The 10,251-nt window shown below is 38.0% G+C and carries 13 protein-coding genes; 2 read left to right on the forward strand and 11 right to left on the reverse strand.

Annotated features, from left to right (window positions below; translation table 11 throughout):
• Nucleotides 1-26: 26 nt before the first annotated feature.
• From AC1UFB_RS11000 to AC1UFB_RS11040, 9 genes are all read right to left on the reverse strand, one after another.
• Nucleotides 27-1,193 (reverse strand): D-alanyl-D-alanine carboxypeptidase family protein, encoded by a 1,167-nt coding sequence (locus AC1UFB_RS11000; protein WP_482589194.1) that lies wholly within the window; start codon nt 1,191-1,193, stop codon nt 27-29.
• Nucleotides 1,194-1,306: 113 nt separating this feature from the next.
• Nucleotides 1,307-2,611, reverse strand: a complete 1,305-nt coding sequence (locus AC1UFB_RS11005; protein WP_482589196.1) for a pyrimidine-nucleoside phosphorylase — start codon at nt 2,609-2,611, stop codon at nt 1,307-1,309.
• A gap of 93 nt (nt 2,612-2,704) precedes the next feature.
• Nucleotides 2,705-3,532 (reverse strand): purine-nucleoside phosphorylase, encoded by an 828-nt coding sequence (locus AC1UFB_RS11010; protein WP_025909095.1) that lies wholly within the window; start codon nt 3,530-3,532, stop codon nt 2,705-2,707.
• 16 nt (nt 3,533-3,548) lie between these two features.
• The gene (gene deoB, locus AC1UFB_RS11015) at nt 3,549-4,733 is read right to left on the reverse strand and encodes a phosphopentomutase (RefSeq protein ID WP_100346859.1); all 1,185 of its coding nucleotides are present in this window, start codon (nt 4,731-4,733) and stop codon (nt 3,549-3,551) included.
• Between the two features lie 247 nt (nt 4,734-4,980).
• A complete protein-coding gene (gene xerD, locus AC1UFB_RS11020) occupies nt 4,981-5,874 on the reverse strand; it encodes a site-specific tyrosine recombinase XerD (RefSeq protein WP_025909097.1) in 894 nt (297 codons plus the stop codon).
• A gap of 6 nt (nt 5,875-5,880) precedes the next feature.
• On the reverse strand, nt 5,881-6,108 hold the full coding sequence (locus AC1UFB_RS11025) for a YqzK family protein (protein ID WP_025909098.1): 228 nt from the start codon (nt 6,106-6,108) through the stop codon (nt 5,881-5,883).
• 436 nt (nt 6,109-6,544) lie between these two features.
• On the reverse strand, nt 6,545-7,003 hold the full coding sequence (gene fur, locus AC1UFB_RS11030; RefSeq protein ID WP_025909099.1) for a ferric iron uptake transcriptional regulator: 459 nt from the start codon (nt 7,001-7,003) through the stop codon (nt 6,545-6,547).
• Between the two features lie 111 nt (nt 7,004-7,114).
• Nucleotides 7,115-7,759 (reverse strand): stage II sporulation protein M, encoded by a 645-nt coding sequence (gene spoIIM / locus AC1UFB_RS11035; RefSeq protein ID WP_025909100.1) that lies wholly within the window; start codon nt 7,757-7,759, stop codon nt 7,115-7,117.
• A 97-nt stretch (nt 7,760-7,856) separates the two neighbouring features.
• Nucleotides 7,857-8,408, reverse strand: coding sequence for an NUDIX domain-containing protein (locus AC1UFB_RS11040; RefSeq protein WP_025909101.1), 552 nt, complete (start codon nt 8,406-8,408; stop codon nt 7,857-7,859).
• 71 nt (nt 8,409-8,479) lie between these two features.
• Between AC1UFB_RS11040 and mciZ the strand changes: the two genes are divergently transcribed.
• Both mciZ and AC1UFB_RS11050 read left to right on the forward strand, forming a co-directional pair.
• Nucleotides 8,480-8,632 carry a Z-ring formation inhibitor MciZ gene (gene mciZ, locus AC1UFB_RS11045; RefSeq protein ID WP_076512177.1) on the forward strand — a complete coding sequence of 51 codons (153 nt, stop codon included), beginning with the start codon at nt 8,480-8,482 and terminating at the stop codon, nt 8,630-8,632.
• 115 nt (nt 8,633-8,747) lie between these two features.
• Nucleotides 8,748-9,656 (forward strand): aldo/keto reductase, encoded by a 909-nt coding sequence (locus AC1UFB_RS11050; RefSeq protein WP_025908916.1) that lies wholly within the window; start codon nt 8,748-8,750, stop codon nt 9,654-9,656.
• Between the two features lie 31 nt (nt 9,657-9,687).
• Here AC1UFB_RS11050 and AC1UFB_RS11055 read toward each other — a convergent pair whose 3' ends face one another.
• Together AC1UFB_RS11055 and AC1UFB_RS11060 are read right to left on the reverse strand one after the other, a co-directional pair.
• Nucleotides 9,688-9,933 (reverse strand): YqkE family protein, encoded by a 246-nt coding sequence (locus tag AC1UFB_RS11055; protein ID WP_328100969.1) that lies wholly within the window; start codon nt 9,931-9,933, stop codon nt 9,688-9,690.
• A gap of 68 nt (nt 9,934-10,001) precedes the next feature.
• Nucleotides 10,002-10,251: CoA-transferase (locus AC1UFB_RS11060; RefSeq protein ID WP_482589200.1), on the reverse strand; the 250-nt coding region annotated here is incomplete at its 5' end.

Here is a 10,251-nt window from a genome sequence, read left to right on the forward strand (position 1 = left end):
CATTTCGTCAATGTTAGTCGTTTTTTTTAAGATGTTTGTGAAAATAGTGAAAATGTACGCTTAAATAGCTGCCAATACGAGGCAATTTCAACGTCTTCTTCCGCAACAAGTGGAGATTTGCTCATAACTTTACCATCTTTCTTGATGGTAATAGTGCCGATTTCATCACCTTTTTTTACAGGGGCATTCAAATTTTCATCAAGTTTGACTTCTGTCTTCATGTCCTTAGCTGTTGTTCCTTTTTTCGCAAGAACAGATAACGGCTCTGATGTTACGGCATTTACGTACTTTTGCTCTCCTTTATTAACTTCTACCTTTTTAATTGGTGCGTCCTTTTTATATAAAGGAGTTGTTGTATACTGACTAAATGCATAATCTAACATTTTTGTTATTTCATTATTTCGCTCTTTAGGCGTATTCGCTCCAAATACAACTGCAATGACACGCATATTTCCCTTTTTAGCAGTAGCCGTTAAGCAGTATTTGGCTTGCCCTGTGAACCCTGTTTTCAAACCGTCAACACCCGGATAGAATTTCACCAAGCGATTTGTGTTAACGAGCCAGAATTTCTTATCAGTATCTTCCCTTAAGTAATCTTCATATTTACTTGTATAATTAATAATATCTTCATATTTCAATAATTCTTTTCCCATCATTGCCATGTCATGGGCAGTACTATAATGATTGTCAACAGGCAGTCCTGTTGGGTTTTGAAACTTTGTATGTTTTAAGCCAATTTCTTTAGCTTTCTTGTTCATCATTTCAACAAACTTATCCTCTGAACCAGCTAAGTGCTCAGCCATCGCCATTGATGCATCATTTCCAGACCCAATTGCAATTCCCTTTAATAATTCATTAACGGTCATCTCTTCACCAGGCTCTAAGAAGATTTGTGAACCTCCCATAGAAGCTGCATATTCACTTGCTCTAACTTTATCTTTGAACGTAATTTCACCTTTATCAAGCGCTTCCATAATTAAAATCATTGTCATAATTTTAGTCATGCTTGCAGGTGGGAGGGGTTGATCACTATTTTTTTCATATAAAACCTTCCCTGTATCTCGTTCAATTAAAATTGCCGATTTAGCTTGTGCCGCTAACTCCGTAGACTTTTTTTCACTCGCTAAAACAGGCTGTGTCATAAGTGAGAATAAAAAGATGACAACGAGTAGTTTCATAAAATTACACTTCATCTACACAAACCTCCATTCTTTATACAAACCTATTTTTTCCACCGTTGTAAGACTTTATACTCCGCTCCAAAATAAAAAAGCACTGAGAGTTACCTCAATGCTTTTTCAATCATTTATTTAGGAATTGTATCGTATACAAGTGGAGGTGCCTCGACCGCTTCTTCACTTAGCTTGATGCTTTCATAAATTCTTTCTTTTACTTTGGCAATATCTTCTGTGTTGCTATGAATCGTTACAAGTGATTCTCCAGCCTTCACGTAGTCTCCGATTTTCTTTTGAAGAACCAGTCCTACTGCCAAATCGATTTCCGATTCTTTTGTTGCTCTACCAGCGCCTAGCCACATGGCAGCTGTCCCAATAGAATCAGCAATAATTTCCGATACATAGCCATCCGTTTTTGCTTCAACTTCCACGATATGTTTCGCCTGTGGTAATTTTGTTGGATCATCTACAACAGAGCCGTCTCCACCTTGTGACTCTAAAAAAACTTTAAACGCTTCAAGCGCTTTTCCATTAGCTATTACTTCTTCTAGTTTTTGGCGTGCTTCTGTGAGCGATTCTGCTTTTTCAGCTAATAGTACCATGTAACTTCCTAATGTTAAACACAGCTCTTCTAAATCTTTTGGTCCTTTTCCTTGTAGAGTATCGATTGCTTCTTTTACTTCAAGTGCATTTCCAATTGCATAGCCAAGCGGTTGGCTCATATCTGAAATGACAGCCATTGTATTACGCCCTACGTTATTACCGATATTCACCATCGCTTGAGCCAATTCTTTTGCTTCATCCAAGCTCTTCATAAAAGCACCAGCACCTGTTTTTACATCCAACACGATTGCATCTGCCCCCGCAGCAATTTTCTTACTCATAATTGAACTTGCGATAAGAGGAATGCTGTTAACGGTTGCAGTTACATCACGAAGCGCGTACAGCTTCTTGTCAGCTGGCGTTAAATTTCCTGTTTGACCAACTACAGCCACTTTGTTTTTATTAACCAAATCAATAAATTCTTGCTTACTAATTTCTACATCAAAGCCTGAGATAGCTTCTAGCTTATCAATTGTCCCACCTGTATGTCCTAAGCCACGTCCCGACATTTTCGCTACCGGTACACCTACAGCTGCCACTAAAGGCGCCAGAACAAGAGTTGTTGTATCTCCTACTCCTCCTGTACTATGTTTATCAACTTTAATACCTTCAATTGCTGATAAATCAATGACATCACCGGAGTCCACCATTGACATTGTTAAATCTGCACGCTCTTGCTCTGTCATCCCGTTAAAGAAAATAGCCATAGAAAGAGCACTCATTTGATAATCGGGAATGTCTCCATCTGTAAAACCTTTAACGATAAACTGAATCTCTTCTCTTGTAAGTTCTTTGCGATCACGCTTTTTTTCAATTAAATCTACCATTCTCATGTTCGTAAGTCCCCTTTAAAATAGTTTTTTGAAAACGGATTCACCATTAGGTAAAAAGCAGCTGTCACATGATATGTAACAGCTACTCCCTTTTTATGAGTGTTGTGGAATTTGTTTTACAACTTCTTTTACTAGTGCTAGGAACTGTTTTTTTACTTTTTCTGTTGTTTCAATTACTTCATCATGGTGAAGGGGCTGATCTAAAATTCCTGCAGCCATATTTGAAATACATGAAATACCCAGGACGCGCAAGCCTGCATGACGAGCAACAATTACTTCCGGCACAGTTGACATCCCCACTGCGTCTCCGCCTACAACGCGTAGCATACGAACTTCAGCTGGCGTTTCGTACGTAGGACCAGTATTTCCTACATATACACCCTCTTGAACAGCAATATTTAGCTCACTAGCTACGTCTTTTGCTAATGCACGTAGCTTTGGACAATAGGCTGTTGACATATCTGGAAAACGAACGCCTAGTTCACTGTCATTTGGTCCAATTAAAGGATTTGTTCCAAAGTTGTTAATATGATCTGAGATAAGCATTAAGTCTCCAGGATTATAGGATTCATTTATGCCTCCCGCTGCGTTCGTCACAATAATTGTTTCAATTCCAAGCTCTTTCATAACGCGCACTGGAAATGTTACTTTTTCTAAAGAGTATCCTTCGTAAAAGTGAAAGCGCCCTTGCATTGCAATGACAGGTACATCTTGAATTGTACCAATTACAAGCTGACCCGCATGACCTTCAACTGTTGATACCGGAAACTCGGGAATATCATTATATGGAATTTTTACAGCGTCCTGAACCTCATCAGCTAATACGCCTAAACCTGATCCTAAAATCAATCCAATTGTTGGTTGAATTGTCGTTTTACCTTGAATATATGTTGCTGCTGTATGAATTACATCTCGCTTCATCTTTTTCCCCACTCTCTTAATTTAGTTCACGTAAAAAACTTTTTCCAAACTGTGGCATCTTCACACCAAAGTTCTCAGCTACCGTCGCTCCAATGTCAGAAAACGTTGAGCGCACGTCAATCTCTTTACCAATTTTCATACTTGGGCTATAGGCTAACATTGGAACATATTCACGCGTATGATCTGTACCATGATGAACTGGGTCATTTCCGTGGTCTGCTGTAATGATTAATAAATCATCATCGTTTAATAACGGGAATACCTCTGCTAAACGATCATCGAATTCTTCAAGAGCTTTTCCATATCCTTCTGGATCACGACGATGACCAAACAACGCATCAAAATCAACTAAGTTTAAGAAACTTAATCCATTAAAGTCCATTTTTAATGTGTCGATTAGCTTATCCATTCCATCCATGTTTGACTTTGTACGAAGTGATTTTGTCACACCTTCACCATCATAGATATCAGAGATTTTCCCAATAGCAATAACATCAAAATTGCTATCTTTTAATTCGTTCATGACTGTGCGTCCAAACGGCTTTAGTGCATAATCATGTCGATTTGCTGTACGTGTAAAGTTCCCCGCCTCTCCAAGGAATGGACGAGCAATAATACGCCCAATCATATATGGGTCGTCTAGCGTAATTTTGCGAGCATACTCACAGATTTCATATAGTTCTTCAAGCGGCACCACTTCTTCATGAGCTGCAATCTGTAGCACTGAATCTGCTGAAGTATAGACAATTAACGCACCTGTTTTCACATGCTCTTCTCCAAGCTCATCTAAAATTTCTGTTCCTGACGCAGGCTTGTTACCAATAATTTTACGTCCTGTCTTATCCTCTAGCTTTTTAATAAGCTCATCTGGAAATCCATCTGGAAACACGTTAAATGGTGTATCGATATTAAGCCCCATAATCTCCCAATGACCCGTCATTGTATCTTTACCCGCTGAAGCTTCCTGCATCTTTGTGTAAACTGCTAACGGCTGTTCTGCTTTTTCAATTCCTTTAATTGGACGGATATTACTTAGGCCAAGCTTGCTCATGTTCGGCATATCCAAGCCGTTACAATGCTCTGCAATATGCCCTAGTGTATCTGCTCCCAAGTCATTGTACTTTTCCGCGTCTGGTGATTCACCAATTCCTACAGAGTCCATCACAACTAGAAATACGCGTTTGTATGTAGATGATAACATCTTCATTCCTCCATCTTTGTTGTAAAATTCACTTCACTCATGAAGCTATAATAAACAATACTGTAATCGTATAGTTTCCAATATATTATAAAATTCCCTTTAAGGAAAAGTTTAACCATAATCTTTATTGGTCAGAAGTCTGACCTCCATAGTATAAAAGGTTTTTTCTTATTTGTACATAGAAAATGAAAGTGTTTTCATTTAAAGAACGACATTGCTATAAAACAATGCCGTTAACCTTTTACCTTTAAGCACGCGGATGGAATTGATTATAGACATCTTTCAAGCGTGTTTTTGTTACGTGCGTATAAATTTGAGTCGTCGAAATATCTGCATGCCCCAACATTTCCTGAACTGCTCGTAGATCCGCCCCATTTTCAAGCAAGTGTGTAGCAAAAGAATGTCGCAAAGTATGAGGCGTTAATTCCTTTTCAATACGCGCATCTTTCGCTAATCCTTTTAAAATCTTCCAGAACCCCTGCCTTGTTAGTCGCTTCCCGTGATGATTCACAAACAAAGCGTGTTCTCCTTGCTGCTTTTTCGTTAAAATTGGACGAGCTTGTGCCAGGTATGCTTCGATTGCTTCCGTTGCCATTCGCCCAAGTGGAACAATTCGCTCCTTACTACCTTTTCCAAAGCAACGAACAAAGCCCATTGTTAAATGTGCATCTTCTATGTTTAAATTCACAAGCTCTGACACACGCATTCCCGTTGCGTAGAGAAGCTCAAGCATCGCTTTATCTCGCAATCCAAATGGCGTAGACGTATCAAAGACTGACAGAAGTGCTTCTACTTCCTCTGCATTTAATACTTTCGGTAGTTTTCGTTCAAGCTGCGGTGTTTCAATATGAACGGATGGATCTTGTTCAGTCACTTTCTCGCGAAGTAAAAATTGGTGAAACGAACGAATCGATGCGATATGTCTAGCAATTGTTTTGGATGATTTTTGCTGATCTGTTAAATGCTTAAGAAAACTCACAATATGTGCTCTTGTCACAGCATTTAGATGATTTAACTGCTCAACATGTTCTAAATACTGACTATATTTCTTTAAATCCCGCTCATACGAATCGATTGTGTTTTTAGCTAAACCTCTTTCTACTATTAAATAGTGAATAAAATCTTGAACTTGATCCTTCAATTGCCTCTACTCCCCGTTTTGATAAAACATAAATAATCTTTCAATCCACGTTTGATCTTCATATACGTTCATTTGCATTACTTTCACTGCGGAGCCGCTCGGCTCATCATAACGTTTATAATCTTGATATTCTCCTGACACCCATACCATACCAAAATAAAACAATAGTGTGCAGCCTGTAAATAAAATAAACACCTTACAGCTATTATATACTAGCTCAACCCATGATTTCATTAGACATATCCTCCAATTTTCAACACTATTAAAAGATATGCCAATCTGGACATGTTTTATACCTACTTTACCTTGCCTAATTCAACTCTAACTTATGTTAATAACTTATAAATATGTTAAAATACATTTATATTGCTGAAGGAGGTAAAAAAGCTGACTACCACTATGCTATTACTGATTGCCTTAATATCAACCGGAATATGGTATAAAGTATCTCGCGAAACGATGAAATCCTCTAAAGAAATAAATAACTACAAGCTTATTACGCTATTATCTGCGGGTACTCTACTAGCAATACCATTAACGATTTCACTTTTTCACAATCTTCCATTCCATTAACTCCGTATGACTAAGCTACGCGTTCGTAAATACAGCGCCGAGCTTAGTCATTTTCATAAAAAAACAAAAACCTTCTCCCAAAAGGAAAAGGCTTATTTCACTCGTCTTTGTTTTCATCTTCGCCTTGACAACGATGACAAATGCCATGAAACGTCAAGCGATGATCTTTAATTTTAAAGCGCCACTGCTTTTCAACAATCTCTTCTACATCTTCAAGCAAGTCTTCTTGAATTTCGTCCACTGATCCACATTCGATACAAACTAAGTGGTGATGAAAGTGTGCAGCTCCTTCTTGACGAAGGTCATAGCGAGACACGCCATCACCAAAGTTTATCTTATCAACAATTTTTAATTCTGTTAGTAATTCTAAAGTTCGATAAACAGTTGCTAAACCAATTTCCGGAGACTTTTCCTTGACGAGGAGATACACATCTTCGGCACTCAAATGATCCTCTTCGTGTTCAAGGAGTACTCTTACAGTCGCCTCACGTTGAGGTGTCAATTTGTAGCTTGCTGAGTGCAACTGTTGCTTTATTCGCTCAACTCGATTTTCCATAACATTCCCTCCCTCGCCATTCACTCATTTATTATATCAAATGTCGAAGGGGTGTCAAAATAAAATTATTATAACGTAAATAAAAGAATGTTTTTAAAATAAGAATAACTATTATTTATTCACTAAGCTCATCATTGTTTTCATTAATGTAGGAGAAACATAGCCTTCAATTAAGGATGCACATGCAATTAAAACAAATACTCCTACTAAAATACCGCTGTAACGAAAGAACGAAGCAGCAACCTGTTCCTTTGCTCCCTTAAAGAACTGCTGACGAATAAGCTTTAACGAAAACGCCACGGAAGCTGTTGTTAAGATTAAAAACGCAGGTATTAAGAAAATGTTTTGTGGCATTACCGACACAAAAGATAACGCAAAGCCGGAAAGTCCCATGCGATTTACTAAAAAGCCAACCGTAAATCCGATCACCATTCCTTTAATAAAAAGTAAGATTAACACGACTGGTAAGCCAATGATAGCTATACCCAAAATCCAAATAAGCCCGAGGTATTTTACGTTATGAAAGAAGCTTTGCTGAAACATTTCGGTACTCGTGGCCACTTCTCCAGTTTTAACAAGGCCAAAGAAACGGTTTAGGTAAAAATAAAGATCGTCTTTTTGATCGACTGTTAAGCTATTTACCACGATAGCTCCAAAGATAATCCCCATTAAAAACAGCACCGTGACAAATAGATAAATTGAACTGTTATCGCGCAAGTGCTGTGTATAAGCACGCTTAATCCACATTTTTCTCATCGTCTTCCCCCTATCAATCACTCGATAGAGTATATGATAGATTCAGCGTAACTATGACAGAGATTATTCTACTTTTTATAGTAGAAACGAATGGTAGTTACTCACCTAGCGCACTTCTAAGCTGTAAATATTGAACTGCGTACGCTGTTTTTGCATCGTAAATTTCATTTGTTTGAATCATTTGAAGCGCTTCTTCAATGCTTGTTTCTATCACTTCAACAAACTCATCCTCATCCAGGCTTGCTTTTGTTTCCATAACCTCTAGCTTCTCGGCTGTATAGAGATGTACAAGCTCATCTGCAAATCCCGGTGACGTATAGAAGGAAATAATATGTTTCAGTTCTTTACATGTATAACCCGTTTCTTCTTCTAGCTCACGTTTAGCTGTGACGATGGGCTCTTCACCTTTTTCAAGTTTACCTGCTGGAATCTCGACTAGGACTCGATCCATTGCTTTGCGATATTGTTTGACCATTACTAGCTTATGGTCAGCCGTTAATGCAATAACAGCAACTGCTCCAGGATGCTTAATAACTTCTCTCGTACTCGTTTTCCCATTTGGAAGCTGTACTTCTTCCACTTGTAAATCAATGACTCTTCCTTTAAAAATCTCTTTTTTCGCAAGTGTCTTTTCAATTAAATGATCCATTTTATCCACCTCGTTCTAAATTTAAACCCTTTACATATATTCTATCATACGACTTTTAGGAGGTAGAAGAAATGAAAGTTTATGTAGAGGGTAAACAAGTGATTTTAGTAGGAAAAGCATGGGAAATCCGCCAAAAGCTAAAAGAATATGGTACGCATTTTCAATATGTTCACGAATGGGTTTCTACTATTTCAAACGAACCTAAAAAGATAATAAAAAGTTAAGCAGCGCTAGCAAAGCGCTGCTTTTTCTGTGCCTCTTTGAGTCAATTAGTTGAGTTTATAAAATTATCCAGGCTACAATATAATAGATAAAACGTATTCCAAAGGAGTGGATAGGATGAAAAAGAGGCAGCTAGGTTCCTCCAATCTATTGGTTAGTGAAGTTAGCTTGGGGTGTATGTCGCTAGGAACGGATGTTAAAAGTGCTCAGCGAATTATAGATGAAGCGGTTGATCTTGGTATCAATTATTTTGACACCGCTGATTTATATGACTTCGGTCTCAATGAAGAGATTGTTGGTCAAGCGCTAAAACCAAAGAGACAAGATATCATTTTGGCTACAAAAGTAGGAAACCGCTGGAATGACGTTGAGGACGGTTGGCGTTGGGACCCATCGAAAGCATACATAAAGGATGCCGTAAAGGAAAGCTTACACCGATTAAAAACCGATTATATTGATTTATATCAACTGCACGGAGGCACAATTGAAGACAACATTGACGAAACAATCGAAGCGTTCGAAGAGCTAAAAAAAGAAGGACTCATTCGTGAATATGGGATTTCGTCTATACGCCCAAACGTTATTCGTGAATTCGTAAAAAAATCTTCAATCGTTAGCGTAATGATGCAGTATAGCCTATTAGACCGTCGACCTGAAGAAAGCGTGCTTCCTCTTTTAAACGAATATAACATCAGCGTGGTTGCAAGAGGTCCCGTCGCAAAAGGTTTGCTAACAAATCGCGCTCAAGAAAAGCTTGCTACAAACGAAGCAGGTTATTTAACTTATACGAAAAAAGATTTGGAACAGCTTATACCTGCTCTACAGGGCGTTGATTCAGACTTAAATCACGCAGCGTTAAACTACTGCCTTTATCATCCTGTTGTTGCATCAGTAGTAGCAGGAGCAAGTAGTCCAGCTCAGCTTCGAGAAAATGTACAAGCTGTTGAAAAGCTCCCTTTAAGTGAACTACACTATGAAAAGCTTCAATCATTAACTAAAGCAAATAAATACGAAGCACACCGCTAAATAAAAGCTCTTGCCTTATCGGCAAGAGCTTTTATTTAAATTCATTCCATTTTAAATCACTTTCATTAAATAGTTCTTCAAATGATTTATTTTTTTCTTTTTCCTTTCGAGCGCGCTCTTTCTCTTTTTGCTCTTCCTCAATTCTCTGCTCTTCACGCTTCACGAGCGCATGTTTCTTTGCTTGAAGCTGCTTTACTAAATCGCTATTCAATTGATCTTTTAAACTAATTTGATTTTCTTGTTTCTTTTGACTGTTCTTTTGCTTGTGTTTTGCCATCATTGTTCACCCACTGCAATTAAATTATGATAGACATTTTACCATAAGCAAATATCTACAACAATTAATTAGAACGCATCCAGCTTTACATTTTCGTCTATTACTAGACCTGGAGCGGTTGATTGAATAATATCATCGACCGTATATCCTGATGCTACTTCAATTAGCTTTAGCCCGGTATCAGTTACATCAATAACAGCACGATCTGTAATAATGCGGTTTACAACACCTTGACCTGTTAAAGGGAGCGTGCATTCTTTTAAAATCTTTGGTTCACCTTTTCTTGTCACATGTTCCATGATAACGATAATGCGCTGA

The sequence above is a fragment of the Priestia sp. KCTC 13724 genome (genome assembly GCF_056820425.1).

Coding starts and splice junctions, on each gene's coding strand:
- AC1UFB_RS11000 (WP_482589194.1), bottom strand. CDS start 1,193: ATGAAGTGTAATTTTATGAAACTACTCGTTGTCATCTTTTTATTCTCA.
- AC1UFB_RS11025 (WP_025909098.1), bottom strand. CDS start 6,108: ATGAAATCATGGGTTGAGCTAGTATATAATAGCTGTAAGGTGTTTATT.
- AC1UFB_RS11055 (WP_328100969.1), bottom strand. CDS start 9,933: ATGGCAAAACACAAGCAAAAGAACAGTCAAAAGAAACAAGAAAATCAA.
- AC1UFB_RS11010 (WP_025909095.1), bottom strand. CDS start 3,532: ATGAAGCGAGATGTAATTCATACAGCAGCAACATATATTCAAGGTAAA.
- fur (WP_025909099.1), bottom strand. CDS start 7,003: ATGGAAAATCGAGTTGAGCGAATAAAGCAACAGTTGCACTCAGCAAGC.
- AC1UFB_RS11005 (WP_482589196.1), bottom strand. CDS start 2,611: ATGAGAATGGTAGATTTAATTGAAAAAAAGCGTGATCGCAAAGAACTT.
- mciZ (WP_076512177.1), top strand. CDS start 8,480: ATGAAAGTTTATGTAGAGGGTAAACAAGTGATTTTAGTAGGAAAAGCA.
- AC1UFB_RS11040 (WP_025909101.1), bottom strand. CDS start 8,408: ATGGATCATTTAATTGAAAAGACACTTGCGAAAAAAGAGATTTTTAAA.
- spoIIM (WP_025909100.1), bottom strand. CDS start 7,759: ATGAGAAAAATGTGGATTAAGCGTGCTTATACACAGCACTTGCGCGAT.
- deoB (WP_100346859.1), bottom strand. CDS start 4,733: ATGTTATCATCTACATACAAACGCGTATTTCTAGTTGTGATGGACTCT.
- AC1UFB_RS11050 (WP_025908916.1), top strand. CDS start 8,748: ATGAAAAAGAGGCAGCTAGGTTCCTCCAATCTATTGGTTAGTGAAGTT.